This is a genomic window from Methylovulum sp., assembly GCF_028687615.1.
Lineage (GTDB): Bacteria > Pseudomonadota > Gammaproteobacteria > Methylococcales > Methylomonadaceae > Methylovulum.
Genome location: NZ_JAQTZU010000023.1, coordinates 17,806 through 39,317, shown reverse-complemented (window position 1 = coordinate 39,317; position 21,512 = coordinate 17,806). Strand labels below are relative to the sequence as shown.

The following is a 21,512-nucleotide window of genomic DNA, read 5'->3' as shown; positions in this document are numbered from 1 at the left end:
TTAAAAAATAATGACAAAAAAAATTGCAGTTCTGCCAGGTGATGGCATCGGTCCGGAAATAATTACCGAAGCGGTTAAAGTGCTGGATTATTTGAATGCCGATATGGATTTGGGCTTGGTTTTCGAAAACGGATTGATTGGTGGTGCCGCTTATGATGTGCATGCTACGCCTTTTCCCCAGCAAACTTTGGATTTGGCAAGACAATCGGATGCTATTTTGTTGGGGGCTGTCGGCGGTTATAAATGGGAGTCTTTGGACATTTCTGTGCGTCCTGAAAAAGGATTGCTGGGTTTGCGTTCGGAATTGCAGCTTTTTGCCAATTTGCGTCCAGCTATTTTATATCCCCAATTGGTCGATGCCTCCACCCTAAAACCTGAAGTTGTTTCCGGCTTTGATATTATGATTATCCGTGAATTGACGGGCGGCATTTATTTTGGCCAGCCACGCGGGGTCAGGTTGCTGGAAAATGGAGAAAAACAGGGTTACAACACCTTGGTATACAGTGAATCAGAAATTCGCCGGATTGCCCATGTAGCGTTTCAAACCGCCCAAAAAAGAAACCGCCGCCTGTGCTCAGTCGATAAAGCCAATGTGTTGGAGTGTACTGAGTTATGGCGGCAAGTGGTCACGGAAACGGGCAAGCAGTATCCAGAGGTTGAACTTAGCCATATGTACGTCGATAATGCCGCCATGCAATTGGTACGCGCCCCCAAACAATTTGATGTTCTGGTGACTACGAATATGTTCGGTGATATTCTTTCTGACATATCCGCCATGTTGACAGGTTCAATCGGCATGTTGCCATCAGCGTCACTAGATGCTAATAATAAAGGCATGTATGAACCGATTCATGGTTCCGCACCTGATATAGCAGGTAAAGGCATAGCCAATCCCTTAGCGACTATCCTATCGGCGGCAATGATGTTGCGCTATAGTTTTAATCAAAATGAAGCGGCAGAACGTATTGAACAGGCGGTAAATGCCGCCCTAAACGCCAATATCCGTACCGCAGACATTTATTCTGATGGTATGCAAAAAATCGGTGCCTCAGCGATGGGTGATGCTGTAATTTCTGCCTTAAAAGAGAGGGCGTAATGACCAAGCTTTATAATGTTGCCGTTGTCGGTGCTACCGGAGCCGTCGGTGAAGCCATGTTGTCCATTTTGGAAGAAAGGGATTTTCCGGTCGGCGAGGTTTATGCCTTAGCCAGCAGCCAGTCAGTAGGCAAGAGAATCCCTTTCAAAGGCGGATCTTTAAGTGTACAAAATTTGGCTGATTTTGATTTTTCTAAAGTGCAAATAGGCTTGTTTTCTCCGGGTGCCTCCGTGTCTGCTGAATATGCGCCTAAAGCCGCAGCAGCGGGATGTATAGTCATCGATAACACGTCGCACTTTCGCTATGACGACGATATTCCTTTGGTAATCCCGGAAGTTAATCCAGAAAAAATCGCCGATTACAAAAATCGCGGTATCATCGCTAATCCGAATTGCTCCACTATTCAAATGCTGGTGGCATTGAAACCGATTTACGATGCTGTAGGTATCGAGCGTATCAATGTCTGCACCTATCAAGCGGTTTCCGGTACTGGTAAAGAGGCGATAGAAGAATTGGCCAAACAAACGGCAGCCTTGCTAAATATGCAAGCTATTGCCAGCCGTGTGTACCCAAAACAAATTGCATTTAACGTATTGCCTCAGATTGATGTTTTTCAGGATAATGGTTATACCAAAGAAGAAATGAAAATGGTTTGGGAAACGCAAAAAATCCTTGGTGATGATAGAATCAAAGTGAACGCGACGGCAGTGCGGGTTCCGGTATTTTACGGTCATTCCGAAGCAGTGCATATCGAGACCCGCAAAAAAATTGATATTGCTTCGATCAGGGAGTTGCTTAAGAAAGCATCTGGGGTGACAGTCATTGACGAGCGTGTGGATGGAGGCTATCCAACAGCGGTCACGGAATCATCGGGCCATGATGATGTATTTGTGGGGAGAATTAGGGAAGATATATCACATCCTCAAGGGATTGATTTGTGGGTGGTTAGCGATAATGTCCGCAAAGGTGCGGCTTTAAACAGTGTACAAATAGCAGAAGTGCTGGTAAAAAATCACATCTAGTCTAAGATTAGTTTAACATTTGACTGACTATTCATGGTAATGAAACTGTGGTAACTATTTTGAAGGAGAGCGGTGTGCGCAATTTAACTAAAACTATAGCGGTTGCATTTTTGTTGGTACCGGCTAGTGCTTATCCCTTGGGAATAGGCGAGATTAAATTGCACTCAGCACTAAATCAAAATTTGGATGCAGAAATTGCTTTGCTTTTATCGTCCGGGGAAAAAGCCGCCGATATTAAAGTCAATCTGGCATCCCCCGATAAATTTGATGAAACAGGGATACCTTGGAGTTATTTTCTTTCGAAACTTAGGTTTCAGACCATTGAGTCAAATAGTAAGCGACTGGTTATCAAAATTACTTCAAGAGAAGTATTAAAAGAGCCTTTTCTGGATTTTTTGTTGCAAGTCAGTTGGCCCAAAGGTGATTTATATCGCGAGTTTACTGTATTGGTTGATCCACCGGCTGAATATGGGCAAGCTGTTGCCCCAGTTTCTGAACCAGTTGAAAGTTATGAACCTGAACCCCAATATAGGCCGCCAGTACAAAAGTCATCCAAGCCTCGTGCCAGGGTTAGTGCCAGTTTAAGTAGTGAACGTTATGGGCCGACTGTTAAAAATGATACGCTTGAAAAGATAGCTGGACGTATTGGCGGTGATGGCGTGTCTATGGAACAACTCATGGTGGCGTTATACGATGCGAACCAAGGGGCGTTTTATAAAGCCAACATAAATGCGTTGTTGCCTGACAAGACCCTAAAAATACCTAATAAAGAAGAAATTTTAAAACTTTCCCAAAGCGATGCTCTGGATGAGTTTAATCGGCAAATGCGGGCTTGGAAAAATCCTTCCTCAGTTGCCCGTGTCGTTGCTGGACCAGAAGAGAAATCAGAGAATCAGTTGACATTGAGTGCGCCCGCACAAGATAGTGTCAGCGATGATGCGGCTGTAGCTTCACCCAATCAGGCCGTTAATGAGGCGTCGCCTCAAACACCATCTTTATCACCTGACAAAGTTAAAAAAGAGTTAACTGATCGAACTGCTGACGAGGCTATTTTATCGAAAATCTCTGCCTTAGAGAAACAATTGGCGACCATGCAAGAGTTGATCGCATTAAAAGATCAACAGCTTGCCGCCTTGCAAAATCAAGCGCAACCGAAGCCTGTCCAACCGCAAGTAAGCCCGCCAGTAACAGAACCTGTATCACCGCCGCAACCAGCAACTAATCAGCCCCAACCAGTCCAACCGCCCGTAGTACAAGGGCCGTCTCCGACCGGTGATGTGGCCTTGCCTAATAAACAAGAAGCCCAACCAGAACCCCGGCAGCAACCAGCTCTAGCCAAACCCCCTGTGCGCCGGATAGTTTCACCGGCACCAGAAGAGTCCACTTCCCTGTGGGCTTATCTAGGTTACGGTGTTGTAGGTATCGGCTTATTAGCATTTTTGGGGTGGTTTTGGCAGCAAAGACGTAAGAATGATTACGAAAGTTTACTAAAATCGTCGGGTGTTGGGAGTCGGTCAGTGTCGGTTGGGCAATTAGCCGATTCCGATCAAGAAATCAGAATTGACAACGTTGACGCGATCAGTAGTGATAACCTGTTTGTAAGTGATTTTAACAGTGGTGAGTTTGATGTTTTTGACATGGATCAAGCCGAAATTGATCCGATTTCCGAAGCCGATGTTTATTTGGCTTACGGGCGTTACCAACAAGCAGAAGATCTGATGCGGCATGCCATAAAAGAACAACCTAACCGTGATGAATTTAAACTGAAGTTGTTGGAGATTTTTTATGCCAATGAAAATAAACAGGATTTTGAGAAATATACGGCAGAACTGATTGACGAAGGTAAAATAGACGATATTGCATTTTGGTCTAAAGTGACAGAGATGGGTGGTGAAATTTGTCCGGATTCGATATTTTTTGCCTCGAAAACGGTGCCAATTGATCTCAAGAAGAATGCCCTTGGCGGTGATGGGCTAACGTCTAATGGCCCGGCCGGTGGTGAGAGTAAATTGGATGAAATGGATTTTGACTTGGCTTCCTTTGAAGAATTATTTTATAGCGATGATTCTAGTAATCCCGCAGACCGCTTGTTTGATCTTGATCTTGATAAGGACATTACTGCTAAAACGAAGCAGCCAGTAAATGATAAAACTCAATCCGATCAAAATAATGACGGTATAGATTTTGATTTGGATGCACTTGCTTTTGAAACTCCATCGTTAGAGCCTGCTAACGGGACTGTAGGCGTTTCAATTGAGAAGCCTTCATCATCCGATAGTAAAGAGGAGTTAGAAACATTCAACTTTGATTTGAGTGCGGCTGACGTAGAAACAAAAAAACCAAATGCTGATTTAGGCGAAACGTTAGCACAGGGTGGATCTGATTTTACTGCACTTGATTTTGATTTCAGTTCTATTGAGGCCGATTTAGATGATGACAACAAGATTGAAATAGAAGCGGTAAAACCCAAAAATCTTGAAAACGTCGATGAAAGCATTGGAGTGCTTGATTTATCAGCAAACATAGAAACAAAGAATGACTTGTTTAAGGATGATTCGTTAAGCATCAATTTTGATATAACTAAGCCCTCACTGGGATTTGCTGAAAAAGATCGCAGTGAAAGTTTTGGCCTTACTAATTTAGCTGAAATGGACGAAATGGAAACTAAACTTGATTTGGCAATGGCTTATATTGATATGGGTGATCGTGATGCGGCTAATGAAATTGCCCGTGAAGTGCTTGAAAAAGGTACTAATGAGCAACAATTAGTAGCCAAGGCCTTGCTTGAAAATCTTCAATAAAAAGAAGGCATTTTTATTTAAAAAAGCCCTTAATTGGGCTTTTTTATTTTTTAAATAATTTAAGCATCATAAGTGGCATAGATGTGGATTTAAAATCTGTGTTTCATTTACCCGCTTTTTCCAAAATTATCCGTCTTTCTGTATTTTCTAAAGAAAAATCCGAAGGTTATTCATTCCGCGTTTCCGATGTGGACGGGATTTTATAAGTAATGCAGTTTGCCAGTTTGATTTTTTGCTTGATATGTTCTAAAGCCGGCCTTCAAACTCTGTTAGAATTTGTTTAACTGGAAAAGGCCTTTTCAAGGGGGCAGCTTTTATTACAATTTATTCCAGTAACTATTTACAATTTTAATAGGTTAAAAAATGAACGATTTTCATCACGGTAGTAAAAAAAAGCTAATAGCCAGTGCGATTTTTTTAACAATATTGCTTGCGGAAGGGTGTGATAACAAGGACGATGGAAATGCCCACCTTCAGAAAGGCATTGAGTATCTTGATAAAGGTGAATATGAAAAAGCTAAGCTGGAATTGGAAACTTCCAGCCAGACCAATAAGGATACCGCACAAACTTATTACTACCTCGCGTTACTGGACGAAAAAAATCAACAGTATAAGGCGATGAAAGAAAATCTTATAAAAGCAGTTGAATTGGCACCAAAGCATACTGAAGCAAGAATAAAACTGGGTAATGTTTTGCTCCTTCTGCGTGAGCCGGTAAAGGCGCAAGAGCAAGCTGATTTTATATTGAAAGAGGACGGTCAAAATTTGCAGGGACGTACCTTAAAAGCCTCGGCGTTTATCAGCCAAAAGAAACCAGCAGAAGCTTTGGCAATCATTGACGATATTTTATCGAAAAATCCTAATAACACTGATGCTTTGTCTTTGAAAGCAATGGTTTTTATGGAAAAAAATGATTTATCCACCGCATTGGAATTAATTGATAGCGCGATAAAAAACGATCCTAAAAATATTGTCCTCCAATTGTTTAAAGTTCAGCTTCATGCAAAAGCAAAAGATATGGATGCGGTGATAGCGGATTACCATAAGTTAATTTTGGCGCATCCTGAGAATAAAGATTTTAAAGTGATTTTAGCTAAAATCTACATTCAGACAGACAAGAAAAAAGAAGCGGAAGAACTGTTACGCCAAGTAATTGCCGAGCTTCCTAATGACGTTAGGCCGAAATTACTGTTGCTTGATTTTTTGTCCATGTTTTCCAAAGATAAGGCAATCGGAGAATTTCATCAGTTCGTCGAACAGTCAAAAAACCAGCCCAAGGTTTTGATAGAGCTTGCTAATTGGATGGCATCAAGAAAAAACTTTGATGAAGCCAACGCTGTTTTTAATCAGGTTATAGCCTCAGAAAAAGATTCTAATACCGCTTATGCCGCTAAGGCCCTGTTGGCAAAGAATGTCCTGGACAACAAAAATTATGATGTTGCCGGTAAGATTGTTGATGAGTTATTGGAAGCTAAACCTGATTTTGAAACTGCCAAAATACTCAAGGCAAGATTATTTATTGCTAAACAGTTACCCGATGAAGCAATTGAAATCTTGAATAAAATTATATTTTCAAAACCAAATTCCGACGAAGTCCTGTATTTGTTGGGACAAGCCTATTTAATCAAAGATAACAAGCAAGAAGCCGATAAAAACTTTGCCAAGGCATTGGAGCTGAATCCAATCAATTATGAAGCCTTGGTCTATGTATATGACAAAGCTTTGGCGACTAATGATGTGAAATTTGCTAAAGATATATTAAAGAAGGCGATAAAAATCAAATCCGATAATTTACTATTGCTGGAAAAATTGGCAAAAATTAATTTATCGGAAAGTAATTGGGATGAAACCAAAATTGTTGTGCAGCAAATCAAGAATGTCATAAACCCTTTGGCAAAAGATCTCGCCGCTTTTTTACAAGGGCAGATATTTCAAGGTCAAGGTGAATATCCTAAGGCCATTGCGATTTATAAAGAGTTATTGGCGAAATACCCTGAAAACAGTGATGCCTTGGTCAGCCTTGGCCGTTGCTATGAGAAAATGGGTAAACGGGGGGAGATGGTTGCCTATTTAAACGCCGCTCTGGCCAAAAAGCCTAAAAACATATCGGCTGGAGTTTTACTGGCCGAACTGCATAGTCTGGATAAAGAGTTTGAAAAAACTGAAAATTTATTGAATCAACTGATTAAAATAGACGCCAATATCCCCAAATTATATTCCTTATTAGCTAATACTAAGTTAGCTGAAAATGATAAACCTTCAGCCGTTGCTGTCTATCAGGAAGGCTTGAAAAAAAATCCCGAAAGTGTTGAACTGACAATCTCTCTTGCCTCTTTGTATGGAAGCCTCGGAAAAAATGATCTGGCTATCAAGTTATACGAGCAATTGATCGACAAAAACCCGCGTCTGGATTTGGCCGTTAATAACTTGGCCTGGATTCTTGGTGAAAACGCAACCGATAAAGAGCAGTTGAACAAAGCCGCCCAATTGGCCGAAAAATTCAAGGATTCTGAACAGATTTATTACAAAGACACTTACGCCTGGATTCTAATTAAACAGAATAGGATTTCAGATGCTTTGAGTATCCTAAACCAGATAGTGGCTGCTGCCCCTAATGTGCCTGCTTTCAGATACCATTTGGCAATGGCTTACCACAAAAATGGCGATGACGGTTTAGCGGGTTCTGAATTGAAGCAAGCTTTGGAATTGGCAAAGACAAATGCTAATTTCTCTGAAAAAAAAGCGGCTGAATCATTATTGGCGGAAATAACCAAAGCAAGGCAATAATTGCTGTTAAGCAATAAATAGTGATGCAGATTGACTAGGAGAGGGTTTTGAAGGTACTGGTAACAGGTGCGGCAGGATTTATCGGTTCCTCGCTTAGCCTTAGGTTGTTGGAACGCGGCGAGGAAGTCGTAGGCATTGACAACCTCAATGATTATTACGATGTCAATTTAAAGTTGGCGCGTCTGGAACGTTTAAAACCATATAAAAACTTTAGGTTTATTAAGCTTGATATTGGCGATAAGCCACAAATCGAGGGGCTTTTCTCAACTGAGAAATTTCAAAGAGTCATGCACCTTGCCGCCCAGGCCGGTGTCAGATATTCAATTACCCATCCCCATGCTTATATTGATTCCAACATAGTGGGCTTTCTTAATATTCTTGAAGGATGCAGGCATAATGACGTGGAACATTTAGCGTATGCGTCTTCTAGTTCCATCTATGGCGCAAACACGAACATGCCTTTTTCCATTCATCATAACGTGGACCATCCGGTCTCGCTTTATGCCGCCAGTAAAAAAGCCAATGAATTGATGGCCCACACTTATAGCCATTTGTATCAGTTGCCGACCACAGGATTACGTTTTTTTACTGTTTACGGGCCGTGGGGCAGGCCTGATATGTCGTTGTTTTTATTCACGCGCAGTATACTTGAAGGAAAACCTATTGATGTGTTTAACTTCGGTAATCACCGCCGCGATTTTACTTATATTGACGACATCATTGAAGGTGTGGTCAGGGTGATAGATAAACCGGCGCAACCCAATGCCGATTGGTCAGGGGCAAATCCCGACCCGGGAACCAGCCTGTCACCTTATCGCGTTTACAACATCGGCAATAACAATCCGGTACATTTATTAACTTTTGTTGAAACACTGGAAAAATGCCTTGGTAAAACAGCGATAAAAAACTTTTTGCCCTTGCAACCTGGTGACGTTCCTGATACTTACGCGGATGTCTCTGATCTCGTGGATGACCTAGGTTATAAGCCTGATACCTTATTGGAAGTGGGTATCGGTAATTTTGTTGAATGGTACAAAAATTTTTACAGGGTAAGCTGATGAATGCTCATGGTCGAAAAATCTCGGTAATAGGCTTGGGATATGTCGGTTTGCCTGTAGCTGTTGAGTTTGGTAAGGATCAGCAAGTCATCGGTTTTGATATCAATCAGGAACGGATCGCCGAGTTAAGGGAAGGTATTGAACGGACTAACGAGGTGTCCGCTATTGAGTTGGCCGAGAGCGATATTTTATTTACCTCCGATGCCCACGACTTACAAAAAGCTGATTTCCATATCATCGCCGTCCCGACTCCGGTCAATCATGCCAAACAGCCGGATTTATCACCAGTATTGAAAGCGTCAAAAACCGTCGGGCAACAGCTAAAAAAAGGTGATATTGTCGTTTACGAATCAACGGTTTATCCAGGGGCAACTGAAGAAGACTGTATTCCCGTATTGGAACGGGAATCCGGTTTAAAATGGCGCGTTGATTTTGCAGTGGGTTATTCACCCGAACGCATAAACCCCGGCGATAAAGTACATACATTCAAAACTATCACCAAAGTGGTGTCAGGGGATAGCCCGGAAACCCTGGCCATAGTCGCAGCCGTCTACGAATCCGTGGTCACTGCGGGTGTGCATAAAGCGGCTACGATTAAAGTCGCCGAGGCGGCAAAAGTCATTGAAAACACGCAAAGGGATTTAAATATTTCCTTGATGAATGAACTGGCGTTGATTTTTAATAAAATGGATATAGATACCAAAGACGTATTGGCAGCCGCCTCATCAAAATGGAATTTTCTGCCTTTCGAGCCAGGTTTGGTTGGTGGGCACTGTATCGGTGTAGACCCGTATTATTTAACCTATAAGGCTGCCATACTAGGTTACACGCCCCAAGTTATATTATCCGGGCGTAGCATCAATGATAGCATGGGCGGGTTTATTGCCAGCCAGACCGTAAAAGAGTTGATTAAATCTGGGCATTGCGTAAAAGGCAGTATTGCCACTTTGTTAGGTTTTACTTTTAAGGAAAATGTGCCTGATATTAGGAATACCCGTGCCATTGATATAGTCAGGGAATTGCAAGATTATGGTATCCGTGTCCAAATCTTTGATCCGATGGCTGACGCACATGAAATAATGGCGGAATATGCGGTTGAAATGGTTGTTGATGAACGTCAGTTACTGCCTGCCCAAGCCGTGTTGTTTGTGGTTCCCCACCGTTACTTTATGGCTAAAGATTGGTCTTATTTCTCGGCGTTGTTAGAGCATCAAAAAGGCGTGGTCATTGATGTCAAAGCCAAATTGGATCGTGCCACTGTTCCTGAAGGTATTACTTTGTGGCGGCTGTAATAATAACAACTCTACTAAACAAGCTAGTCCGTTGCCCGTATTCCGTTTGGTAAAGGCCACTGGTTTAGATAATTCTGTCCGTTGATATTTTTATAGGGTAAAAATGAGGTAATGAAGGTGTTAATTTTGCAAATCAGAAAATGGTTGTTAGCAGTGCTTATTTTTATGCTGTTGGGTTGTGGGCATCCGCAATTGACACAGGAAGATGATGCCACTATTCCTTCCGATTATACTTACATTATTGGCCCTGGTGACAACATCACAATTTATGTCTGGGGAAATCCGGACATTTCTACGACGGCAACTGTCCGGCCTGATGGCAAAATCACTATTCCTTTGGCGGAAGATTTGACCGCCAGTGGCAGAACCCCAACCCAATTGGCCAGGGTTATGGAAAAATCGTTGGCAAAATATGTACGTGATCCCCAAGTGGTCATTATGGTGAGCGGTTTTCAAGGCGTTTATAGCCAGCAAGTGCGGATAATCGGGCAATTAAGTGGCGGTGGAAGTAGTGGAGTTAATAGTGGCGTTGGCGGTGGATTCTCTGGTGGTTCTGGTTATGGGGGAGGAGCAAATTCGGGTGGCGGCTCGCGTTTTTCCGCCCGTTCTTTCCCTTATAAGAAAGATATGACATTACTGGACCTTATGATACAAGTGGGCGGCTTGGGGCAATATGCAGATGGTAATAGGGCCAGTGTTGTCCGTAACATCAACGGAGAAATGCAACAATTTGGCATCAGGATTGACGATCTGATTGAAAATGCTGATTTGTCAGCGAATGTGAAAATTTTGCCCGGAGATATTGTCATAATACCTGAAGCATTTTTTTAACTATCTAACGAAAAACTCCCAAGAACAGAAAAGATATGCAGCAGTTAATAGAGATCCTTTTTTATTTAAGAGGAACCTTAAGGTACAAATGGATAGCGATTGTATTGGCGTGGATAATCTGCCTGACAGGTTGGCTGGTGGTGTTGGTTATGCCCAGGCAATATACCTCTGAGGCTAAAGTGCATGTTGAAACCAGCACCATGCTCAGGCCCTTGATGAGGGGGATGACAGTCGAATCTGATGTCAGGGCATTGCTTAGGGTGATGCAACAATTGATGTTTACCAAAAATAATGTCGAACAAATCATCCACTTGTCCGATTTGGAGAAGAGGATAAAAAATCCCCGTGATCAGGAGCAACTTATAGATGATTTGAAGAAACATATTAAGATAACCGCCCTAGGCGATGATATTTTTACCATAAAATATGAAGCAGATAATCCTGATTTGGCAAAAAATGTGGTGCAGGCGGTATTAACGGTCTTCTCTGAACAGACACAATTGTCCACGATGGCAGGGGCGGACACCGCGCATCATTTTATTGACCGGCAAATTCAGGAATATGAAGTCCGTCTGCGTAATGCAGAAAAAGCTAAAGAAAATTTTATGCGTGCCAATTTGGGGATGTTACCTGGTCAGGGTAGCAATCAAGTGGAGCAAATGCATACAATGACCGTTACGTTGCAAGATGCGAAATTGATTTTGGATGAAGCTATTTCAAGGAAACAAGCATTAAAAGAACAATTTGATGAAGCCTTGGTTTCTAACGACGAAGAGTGGGGCGTTTTAGCAGACCAACAATCCACTATAGAAGATGAAAAAATTGCCGGACTTAAACTGCGTAGGGATGATTTGCTCATTAAATACACTGCCAATCATCCTGAAATAGCGCATCTAAATAAAACCATCAAGGAGCTGGAAAAAATCAGCGAAAAAAAACGCGCCAAACAAGCAGAAGCGGGAGGGCTTGACAGTTCGGTGATGACCAATCCCTATACACAATCGATTAAGATAGCTTTGAATGAAGCGGAGGCAAATGTCGCATCGATCCAATCCCGTGTTAATGTGTTGGAAAAACGTTTGGAGTTGGCACAAAGCGAATGGAATACCCGGCTCTCACTTGAGACGGAAATGCAGAATTTAAATCGGGATTATTCAGCCATAAAGAAAAATTATGAACAATTGCTGTCGACGCGAGAGCAGGCAAGCTTATCAAAGAAAGTGGATGACCAAGCTGAATCTTTAAAATTTAAAATTGCTGATGCCCCGGACAAGCCGCTGTTACCTTCGTCACCAGCCAAGCCCATCATGGATTCAATTGTCCTGCTTGTCGGTGTGGTTTCAGGTTTTGGTGTTGCGTTTTTAATTTATCTAATTAGGCCTACGGTGATGACAACCGCGCAACTTAGGCAATTGACCGGGCTTCCAGTTCTAGGCAGTGTGTCAATGAAAATCAATGATCTTGAGCTTAAAAAGAATAAAAAAGAACCGTTTAAATATGGTCTTTGCACTTTCGGGCTTATTGTGATTTACATCACTTTTATGATGATTGATATTTTGCATATTGACGTATCAAGTTTAGTCAAATTATTGCAACGTATACACTAAAAAAATCTTTAGAGGTCATTGATGAGTATTATTGAAAAAGCAGTCAACAAAGCCGACCAAACAGAGCAGGAAGTTAATAAAAGCATCGATTTGTCTACCGAAACGAGTTTGCATTTTGAGGGCGACGCCTTTCCCGCCACGCCTAGTGTCTCTGCAACAATTGAAAAGGTTTTTAATAAAGACACGGAGCCGTCACTGATTGCCAAAGCCGATTTTGCGGTCGAAACGGAATTATTTAAGGCAGAACCCCCTTCGTTAAACAAACCTATGTTTACTGCGGCTAATGAGGCTGGCGTTGGGCATAATATAGGGGAGCCTCACCAGGCCCGGCAAGAGAGGGTTGATATTGATTGGGCCAGGTTGGCTGAATTGGGCTTTGTCACGCCTAGCGATGTGAATACCAAAACTATAGAGGAATACAGGAACATCAAGCGGCCTCTTATTTACAATGCGTTTGGAGCGGGGAGTGTGGGCATTGCCCGGTCGAATCTGATTTTGGTGACAAGCAGCGTACCGGGCGAAGGCAAAACCTTTACTGCGATTAATCTGGCTTTGAGCATTGCCAATGAACGTGACAAAAAGGTATTGTTGATTGATGCCGATGTCGCCAGGCCATCCGTGTCGAAAAGATTAGGGATTCATTCACCCTCAATGTTAGGTTTGATCGATTATCTGGAAGGGGAAAATGTGGCTTATTCTGATATAGAATTGGCGACCGATATGCAAGGATTGCGTATTATTCCAGCCGGAAAGCTGCATAAATATTCAACCGAGTTATTGTCCAGCAATAAAATGGCCTTGTTTGCCGAAGAATTAAGCAACCGCTACCCTGACCGTATTGTGATTTTCGACTCGCCGCCTTTATTGGCCGCCACCCAGGGCGAAGTGTTGGCAAAGCTGGTCGGTCAAGTTGTTTTGGTTGTAGAAGCCGAAAAGACCTTGCAGAGCATGGTCATGGAATCTGTCAGCAAGCTATCTGTCTGTGACGTGGTCTTGCTGGTATTTAACAAAACATTAATCAGTTTGAGTGACGGATATTATTATGGCTATGGTTACGGACAATATGCCACCCATTGATATCCAATCATCCAGATAAACCCGTTTTATGGATGCCCAGCTTACCGTCAGCAACGTCTTCCACCATTTTATTTAATCGTCCGTTGCCAGACAACTCTATATGGAACTATATATAAAAGTTTCAACATCTTGCAAACGAGGGGAAACTTTGTCAAGACACTTTAATGGCACTGTTCCGAGAGTTAGCTTAGCCGGCCTGTTATTATGCGTCACTTGCCAACCATCCCATGCCGGAAACTGGACTTTAAGACCTTATATACAGTTTCAAGAAATTTATTCAGATAATATTAAATTAGCCCAGAAAGGCAATGAAACGGCAGCTTTTGTCACAGAAGCCACGCCGAGTATTTTTGTTGTTAGGCAATCAGGGCGGAGTAATCTCAACCTGAATTACCGTATGCAGAATTTATATAATGCATCTGGTGACAACGAAGCCACAACCTTTAACCAGCTACAGTTTAATAGCTACAACACCTTGATACCCAATAGATTTTTTTTGAACGCGAACAGCTCTGTCAGCCAACAAAACATCAGTAACACCCAAGTTGCAAACGACAATATATCGGGTTCTGGAAACCGGGCCAATGTCAATACCTTTAGCCTTTCGCCAAATTGGACGCCACATTTTGGTAATTACGCCAATGGTTCTATAGGTGCCAATTTTGATACCTTGACCACCGATACCATTGCTGCTTCGGATAGGGCAGGTATTTCTGACACCGTTAATTTAGGGGAGCAACTCCAGTTAAATAGCGGTACTGCATTCAAACGGGTTAGTTGGAACTTATCATTTAACAACCGTGAAAATTATCGTGCGTCTGGTAATGATGTTTCCTTCCAAAATTCAAATGCGACCGTAAGGACTTATTTAAACAAACAGTTTAATGTTTTTGCTCAGGGTGGCTATAGTGAAAACAGTTTTCAGTCATTGACAGGTAGCAATAATGGCTTTTTTTACACCGCCGGTGTCCAGTGGATGCCTAGCCAGCGTTATAGTCTTGAGGCCGGATATGGGAATAATGCCCATGTCACCTTAAATATTTCCCCTATGCAGCGTTTGACCTGGGTGACCACATTCAGGGACAACAAAATTGGCCTAAATTCAGGGCAAACTTGGCAAACGGCCTTGAATTACCGCACCCAACGCACTACTTGGTCTTTATCGCACAACAATGACACAACGACGGTGCAAACCTTGTTATTACAGCAGCGCGTCATCACCATTGACATTAATCCAGACCCGCTTATCACCCAGCCTGTGCAATTCCCCTTTTTTTTTCCCACTCAAACCGATCAAGTTATTTTGACCAAAACCTGGGACTTTTCGGTGTCGTTTGTCACGGGTAAAAGCAATATTGCCGTCAGTGCGTTTAATCAAGACCGGTCATTTCAAGTGACAGGCAATCATGAAAAAGTGACTGGGATCAATGGTCGTTGGAATTGGCAGTTTGCGCCTAAAACCAGTGCCTACATCAATCCCGGATGGCAGCAAATAGACCGGGGCTTATCACAAAAAGACAACCGTTATGATTTTGCATTGGGCTTGAACAGATCAATCACCAACCGCCTAAATGGTCGTTTAGAATTTCGCCACCTAAATCAATCTTCAGCAGTCACCACTAATAATTATGAAGAAAATCGCGCGACTGCCAGCTTATTTTTGAGATTCTGACGATGTATGACGGCTTTTATCATTTAAGCAGAAAACCGTTCCAGTTAAACTCTGACAGCGATTTCTTTTTTAAAAGTGAAGTGCATAAAAGGGCTTTGGCCTATATGCGCTATGGCATAACCCAAGGTGAAGGTTTTATCGTCATCACTGGCAAGCCTGGCACTGGCAAAACCATGCTGATCAAACAGTTGTTGAACAGTATCAATCGGGAAAAATTCACTTTGGGGCTGATAGTGTCATCCCAGATTGGCGCCGACGATTTGTTGAGGATGGTTGCGGCTACGCTTAACGTGCCTTACGAAGGTGACGACAAAGCCACCTTGCTGGACAGATTGGAACGCTTTTTTGTTGATCAAGCGAGTAGGGGCAAACGCGTGTTGATGATTGTTGATGAGGCGCAAAATTTACCCAAACATTCATTGGAAGAATTGCGGATGTTGTCCAATTTTGAAAGTTCGGGAAAAACCCTGCTACAAATATTTCTGGTAGGACAAAAACAGTTCAATAAAACCTTGGCCTTACCAGAAATGGAGCAACTAAGGCAGCGTGTCGTTGCCACCTATCAATTAAAATCCCTGGATTTGGAACAAACTAAAAATTACGTCTTCTTCCGCTTAAAAAGAGCTGGCTGGCAACAATCGCCGCTGTTTGAAGATGACGCTTTCCCATTAATTTTCAATCATTCACAAGGTGTTCCTAGAAAAATCAACACCTTATGTGAAAGAGTGATGATGTTTGGTTTTTTGGATGAACTACAAGTCATTGACCAATCGGTTGTGCAAAAAGTCATTGCCGACATTGAAGAGGAAGAGCTGATTGAAGTCGATGAAAACTACGATCCCGTCGCCCTTCTTTCAGAACAAACTTATCCCGTTGGCTTGGAACAACGCGTCGTTGCCCTGGAGAAATTGCTTGCGGATCTTTATCAAGTTTTAAATGCTTACCATCAAGGGCTGAAGTGACCTGCAACATACGCAGGGTGGTTTGATATGGTCAAGTTAAGGGTCGCCGGTGGGTTTAAGACGCCGGATTTTTTAATAATGCGTTGATTCTAAAAATATAAGGCGATCATTGTGGGTATTAAAAATGCCATGACTGTTGATGTGGAAGATTATTTCCAAGTTTCTGCATTTGAACCATATATCGCCAGGGATCAATGGGATAATTTGCCGCATCGGGTGGACAGGAACACCCACATTATTCTGGATTTATTTACCGGACACGGCATTAAAGCCACGTTTTTTACCCTAGGATGGGTGGCCGAACGTTATCCTGAGCTAGTCAAACGCATTGTCGCCGATGGTCATGAACTCGCTTGCCACGGATACGGACATATCCGCGTCACCGAACAAACACCCGGGCAGTTCCGGGCCGATGTCGCCAAGACAAAAAGTTTGTTGGAAGACATTGGCGGGGTGCGGGTCAAAGGCTACCGCGCCGCCAGTTACTCCATCAACGCCAGCAATTTATGGGCCTTGGACATTTTGCAAGACGAAGGTTTTCTGTACAGTTCCAGCATTTATCCTGTCAAGCACGACCTTTACGGAATGCCTGACGCACCGCGTTTCATGTATTCGCCGCTTGCCGGGCATCCAGATTTTAAAGAAATCCCCATCACCACCTTGCGTTTTGGGCAGAAAAACCTGCCTTGCGGCGGTGGCGGATTTTTCCGGTTTTATCCTTACGCCGTTTCCAAATGGGCTTTCCAGCGTGTCAACAGTGATGAGCAACAAGCAGGCATTTTTTATTTCCATCCCTGGGAAATCGATCCCGGCCAACCGCGCCAACACGGGTTGGCGGCGAAAACCCGTTTTCGGCATTATCTCAACTTGCAACGGATGGAAAGCCGCATCAAACAACTATTGACCGACTTTGACTGGGATACGATGGCAAAGGTGTTTTTATGATAAAGGTGAAATCCGTGATAAAGACTTTGGATAAAGCGAACTTCAAGCGTTGGGATGATTTCGTCAACGCCCATCCTGACGGTACTTTTTTTCATCTCTCTGGATGGAAAACAGTTATCGAAAAGGCTTTTGGCCATAAAACCTATTTCCTTTACACGGAATATGACGGTGCGATAACTGGCGTTTTGCCGCTGGTGCATGTCAATAGCCTGCTGTTTGGCAATAATCTGGTGTCAAGCGCATTTTGTGTCTACGGCGGAATTATTGCCGAAAACGAAGCCAGTTATGATTTACTCGACACCGAAGCCTGCCGTTTGGCTAAACAACTCGGTGTGGACACGCTGGAATTGCGTCACCGCGAACGCAAGCATCCCGAACGGCCTTACAAAGAATTGTATGTGACGTTCCGCAAGCATTTGGAGCCGGATGTCGAAACAAACATGCTGGCGATTCCCCGCAAACAGCGGGCGATGGTTAGAAAAGGCATGGAAGCGGGTTTGACCAGCACCATAGACACTGATGTCGAGCGGCTGCATCTGGCCTATTCGGAAAGCGTCCGCAATCTGGGCACACCGGTTTTTTCGAAAAAATATTTCCGAACCTTAAAAGACGTGTTCGGCGGGCAATGCGAAGTGTTAAGCGTTGAGCACAACGGCAAGCTGATCGCCAGCGTCATGAATTTTTATTTCCGTGACGAAGTGTTGCCCTATTACGGCGGCGGCACCGATTTGGCGAGGGATTTGAAGGGCAATGATTTCATGTACTGGGAAGTGATGCGCCGTGCGGTCGAAAAGGGCGTGAAAATTTTCGACTATGGGCGTAGCAAAATCGGTACGGGTTCGTATAGTTTCAAAAAGAACTGGGGCTTCACGCCGGAGCCTTTGTTTTACGAATTTTATCTGGTCAAAGCGACCGAATTGCCGGATATCAATCCACTGAACCCGAAATACCAATTGTTCATTGCCGCGTGGAAAAAATTGCCGTTGCCGATCAGCCAATTTATTGGCCCGTTTTTGTCGAAAGATTTAGGTTGACATGCCAACACCGCCGTCCTGATTAAACCAAGATACCAAGATACCGAAATCCTGAAAAAACACCGGCATAATGAAAAACCTACTCTTCCTCGTCCACAGGATTCCCTTCCCGCCCAATAAAGGCGACAAAATCCGCTCCTATCATTTTTTGAAATATTTGGCGGACGAGTTCAATGTCTATCTAGGCACGTTTGTTGATGACCCGCACGATTGGCAATACACCGATGCGCTTGATGCGCTATGTGCCGGGACGTGTTATCAAGAATTGCAAGCTTTGCCAGCGAAAATCAAAAGCCTGCAAGGATTGTTGACGGGTGAGCCTTTGAGCTTGCCGTATTACCAGAGCCAAGCCCTGCAAAACTGGGTTGACGATGCCATCCAAAAACATGCCATCAGTAAAGTGCTGATTTTTTCCTCCGTGATGGCGCGGTTCATCAAGCCGCAACACGATGTTGGCATGGTGGTCGATTTTGTCGATGTCGATTCCGACAAATGGCGGCAATACGCCGGGAAGAAACACGGTTTGGCGCGGTGGATATACCAGCGTGAAGCCAAGTATTTGCTGGCTTACGAGCGGCAACTTGCCGCCCGTGCCCAAACCAGCTTGTTTGTTTCCGAACAGGAAGCGGCCTTGTTTAAAACCCTCGCGCCGGAAGCCGCCGACAAGGTGGGTTTTGTCAATAATGGTGTCGATACCGACTATTTTTCACCGCATCATGATTACGTTTCACCGTATCAAATCGGTGACGAAGTGCTGGTGTTTACCGGTGCGATGGATTACTGGGCAAATATTGATGCGGTGGAATGGTTTGCCAAAGACGTATTTCCCCAACTGCAAGCACAATATCCGGCTATCAAGTTTTATATTGTCGGCAGCAAGCCCGGCAAAGCCGTGCTGGAGCTGGCCGGCAATCCGGCGATCACGGTCACGGGGCGGGTCGATGATGTCCGCCCGTATGTCGCCTACGCCCGCCTCGCCATCGCACCTTTGCGTATTGCGCGGGGCATCCAAAACAAGGTGCTGGAAGCGATGGCGATGGACAAAACCATCGTCGCCACCTCGGCGGCTATGGAAGGTATACCCTATCAGGAAGTAAGCCTGGCCCTGGCGGTCAGTGATGATGCCGAGGCGATGGTCGGGCAATTATGGGAGGCATTGCAAAATCCTGCGGCGACATCCGTCAACGCCAACCGTGATTTTGTTATCGGGGGGTTCAGTTGGCAGCAAAATGTCCATCAGCTTGCCGGATTTTTACAGGGGTAGAGATATTCCGGCTGGTTTGGTTTATCCACACAAACTGCCAATCATCATCCATCAACTAGGAACAAACTTATGCGCCAACCGCCGTTGGTTGTCCATATCATTTATCGCCTGGGTGTCGGCGGTTTGGAAAATGGCCTGGTCAACCTGATCAACAACATGCCCGCCGAGGCTTACCGTCATGCCATCGTCTGCTTGAAAGACAGCACCGATTTTAGGCAACGTCTGGTCCGAAATGATGTGGAAGTCCATGAACTGCATAAAAAAGACGGGCAAGACTGGCAATCGTTTATTGCCATGTACCGTTTGCTGAAACAGCTTCGGCCCGGCATTGTGCATACCCGTAATATTGGCACTATGGAATATCAAATTTCGGCTTTCTGCGCCGGGGTAAAACACCGCGTCCACGGCGAACACGGTTGGGATGTCGCCGACCCGGACGGTACGAATGTCAAATACCAATGGCTACGGCGCGTGCTGGACCTGTTTGTACATCGCTTCATCCCTTTGTCGCGGCATCTGGAAAGCTATTTGCTGGAAAAAGTCCATGTGCCGCCACGCAAAATCACCCGCATCATCAATGGCGTGGACACGCAGATTTTTTACCCGCACCCAGCCCGGAAACAGCCCCTGGACGCTTGCCCGTTCACCTTCGCCGAAACCGATACAGTGATCGGCACGATAGGCCGGATGCACGGGGTCAAAGACCAAACCACCTTGGCGAAGGCGTTTATTTTGGCTTGCCAGCGAGAAACTGAACTGGGTGACCGCCTCAAACTGATAATCATCGGTGATGGCCCGCTTCGTGCCAAAGCATTAGCTTTATTGGACGCGGCGGGTTTGTCGGCGCAAGCGTGGTTGCCAGGGGTGAGGGACGATGTCGCGGAAATTGACCGCCGTCTGGATATTTTTGTTTTGCCTTCTTTAGCCGAAGGCATATCCAACACCATTTTGGAAGCGATGGCCTGCGGCTTGCCCGTCATCGCCACTGAGGTGGGCGGCAATCCAGAGCTGGTGGTCGATGGTGTGACAGGCTGGCTGGTTCCCGCCAACGACCCCGAAGCAATGGCGGATAAAATCCTCGCTTACGTCCACAATCCCGAAACCTTGCGCCAACATGGCTCGCAAGGCCACCAGCGGGTGTTGCAGAATTTCTCATTAACGGCGATGGTGGCGAATTACCAAGCGGTCTATGACTCTCTTTGCCTTCAAAGTGAAGCTTTGCAATGATAGCCATTAGGTTTATACTGGTTACCAGTATCTAGTAGTTGCCATTATGAAACTATTTGAATGGGATGAGCAGAAAAACCTGATTAACAGGCAAAAGCACGGTATAGATTTTGTGGCGGCAACCGCCGTGTATGATGATCCCAATCGCTTGGAAATGGATTGCACACAATCAGGACAAGGGGAAATCCGTACAAAAACGATAGGCCAAATGGACGGCCTGTTCATTGTGGCGGTGGTTTCCACCGATAGGGCGCAGCGAATCCGGCTGATTTCCGCCCGCTTAGCCAGCAAGAATGAACGGAAGCATTATGCGATGCGACAACAAGGCAATCCAGCCCAGCCTAGAGGTTCCAATATGCCAATCACAGTTGAACGAACAAACGGTGCCGTCATGCAGCTTATGGCGGACGGCAGCAAACGCGCTATTGAAGACAGCACCGACTGGGCGCGGTTAAAAGCGATGACCGAACAAAACATTGACGCGGCGGCACAAGCAGATATTGATAATCCGCCGTTGACCGATGAGGAGCTGAAAACCTTGCGGCCAGTGCCTAATCCCAAAGAAATCCGCAAACGTCTAAAAATGACCCAGCAACAATTTGCCACCCGTTTCGAATTGCCACTCGGCACACTCAGGGACTGGGAACAACATGTCAGGGAGCCAGACAGCGCGGCAAAATCGTATTTGCGGGTGATTGCAAAAAATCCCGAAGCCGTGTTGCAGGCGCTTGCAGACCCGTTATAAGCAAGAATACTTAAGGTAGCTCGCGCATTAAATACAAGAAAAAAATAGTCCACGAAAAGCACGAAAAAACAATCGAATGCATCGTGTTGTAG

Annotated in this window: 16 protein-coding genes; all 16 read left to right on the top strand. The window is 44.4% G+C overall.

Features of this window, described 5'->3' with window-relative positions:
- The first annotated feature begins 10 nt into the window (after positions 1 to 10).
- The 16 genes from leuB to PHH59_RS13360 all read left to right on the top strand — a co-directional run bounded on the left by leuB (position 11) and on the right by PHH59_RS13360 (position 21,420).
- Positions 11 to 1,096 carry a 3-isopropylmalate dehydrogenase gene (gene leuB / locus PHH59_RS13435; protein WP_300017060.1) on the top strand — a complete coding sequence of 362 codons (1,086 nt, stop codon included), beginning with the start codon at positions 11 to 13 and terminating at the stop codon, positions 1,094 to 1,096.
- On the top strand, positions 1,096 to 2,118 hold the full coding sequence (locus tag PHH59_RS13430; RefSeq protein WP_300017057.1) for an aspartate-semialdehyde dehydrogenase: 1,023 nt from the start codon (positions 1,096 to 1,098) through the stop codon (positions 2,116 to 2,118). Before leuB ends, PHH59_RS13430 begins: the two co-directional genes overlap by 1 nt.
- 74 nt (positions 2,119 to 2,192) lie before the next feature.
- A complete protein-coding gene (locus tag PHH59_RS13425) occupies positions 2,193 to 4,919 on the top strand; it encodes a FimV/HubP family polar landmark protein (RefSeq protein WP_300017054.1) in 2,727 nt (908 codons plus the stop codon).
- 363 nt (positions 4,920 to 5,282) lie between these two features.
- Positions 5,283 to 7,706 (top strand): tetratricopeptide repeat protein, encoded by a 2,424-nt coding sequence (locus PHH59_RS13420; protein WP_300017051.1) that lies wholly within the window; start codon positions 5,283 to 5,285, stop codon positions 7,704 to 7,706.
- Positions 7,707 to 7,753: 47 nt separating this feature from the next.
- The gene (locus PHH59_RS13415) at positions 7,754 to 8,764 is read left to right on the top strand and encodes an NAD-dependent epimerase (protein ID WP_300017048.1); all 1,011 of its coding nucleotides are present in this window, start codon (positions 7,754 to 7,756) and stop codon (positions 8,762 to 8,764) included.
- Positions 8,764 to 10,056 carry a nucleotide sugar dehydrogenase gene (locus PHH59_RS13410; RefSeq protein WP_300017045.1) on the top strand — a complete coding sequence of 431 codons (1,293 nt, stop codon included), beginning with the start codon at positions 8,764 to 8,766 and terminating at the stop codon, positions 10,054 to 10,056. Before PHH59_RS13415 ends, PHH59_RS13410 begins: the two co-directional genes overlap by 1 nt.
- 111 nt (positions 10,057 to 10,167) lie before the next feature.
- Complete coding sequence (locus PHH59_RS13405) at positions 10,168 to 10,887, top strand: polysaccharide biosynthesis/export family protein (RefSeq protein WP_300017042.1); 720 nt, start codon at positions 10,168 to 10,170, stop codon at positions 10,885 to 10,887.
- Positions 10,888 to 10,922: 35 nt separating this feature from the next.
- The gene (locus PHH59_RS13400) at positions 10,923 to 12,494 is read left to right on the top strand and encodes an XrtA system polysaccharide chain length determinant (protein WP_300017039.1); all 1,572 of its coding nucleotides are present in this window, start codon (positions 10,923 to 10,925) and stop codon (positions 12,492 to 12,494) included.
- Positions 12,495 to 12,515: 21 nt separating this feature from the next.
- Positions 12,516 to 13,571, top strand: a complete 1,056-nt coding sequence (locus PHH59_RS13395; RefSeq protein ID WP_300017036.1) for an XrtA-associated tyrosine autokinase — start codon at positions 12,516 to 12,518, stop codon at positions 13,569 to 13,571.
- 100 nt (positions 13,572 to 13,671) lie between these two features.
- Positions 13,672 to 15,243 (top strand): TIGR03016 family PEP-CTERM system-associated outer membrane protein, encoded by a 1,572-nt coding sequence (locus tag PHH59_RS13390; protein WP_300017033.1) that lies wholly within the window; start codon positions 13,672 to 13,674, stop codon positions 15,241 to 15,243.
- 2 nt (positions 15,244 to 15,245) lie between these two features.
- Positions 15,246 to 16,205 (top strand): XrtA/PEP-CTERM system-associated ATPase, encoded by a 960-nt coding sequence (locus tag PHH59_RS13385; protein WP_300017030.1) that lies wholly within the window; start codon positions 15,246 to 15,248, stop codon positions 16,203 to 16,205.
- A gap of 111 nt (positions 16,206 to 16,316) precedes the next feature.
- Positions 16,317 to 17,150, top strand: coding sequence for an XrtA system polysaccharide deacetylase (locus tag PHH59_RS13380; RefSeq protein WP_300017027.1), 834 nt, complete (start codon positions 16,317 to 16,319; stop codon positions 17,148 to 17,150).
- Entirely contained in the window at positions 17,147 to 18,184 is a 1,038-nt protein-coding gene (locus tag PHH59_RS13375) for a FemAB family XrtA/PEP-CTERM system-associated protein (protein ID WP_300017024.1), read from the top strand. The genes PHH59_RS13380 and PHH59_RS13375 overlap by 4 nt, the downstream gene beginning before the upstream one ends.
- Positions 18,185 to 18,254: 70 nt before the next feature.
- Positions 18,255 to 19,448, top strand: coding sequence for a TIGR03087 family PEP-CTERM/XrtA system glycosyltransferase (locus tag PHH59_RS13370; RefSeq protein ID WP_300017021.1), 1,194 nt, complete (start codon positions 18,255 to 18,257; stop codon positions 19,446 to 19,448).
- Between the two features lie 69 nt (positions 19,449 to 19,517).
- On the top strand, positions 19,518 to 20,675 hold the full coding sequence (locus tag PHH59_RS13365; protein ID WP_300017018.1) for a TIGR03088 family PEP-CTERM/XrtA system glycosyltransferase: 1,158 nt from the start codon (positions 19,518 to 19,520) through the stop codon (positions 20,673 to 20,675).
- Between the two features lie 46 nt (positions 20,676 to 20,721).
- Positions 20,722 to 21,420: a BrnT family toxin gene (locus PHH59_RS13360; RefSeq protein WP_300017015.1), complete on the top strand. Its 699-nt coding sequence runs from the start codon at positions 20,722 to 20,724 to the stop codon at positions 21,418 to 21,420.
- Positions 21,421 to 21,512: the final 92 nt, after the last annotated feature.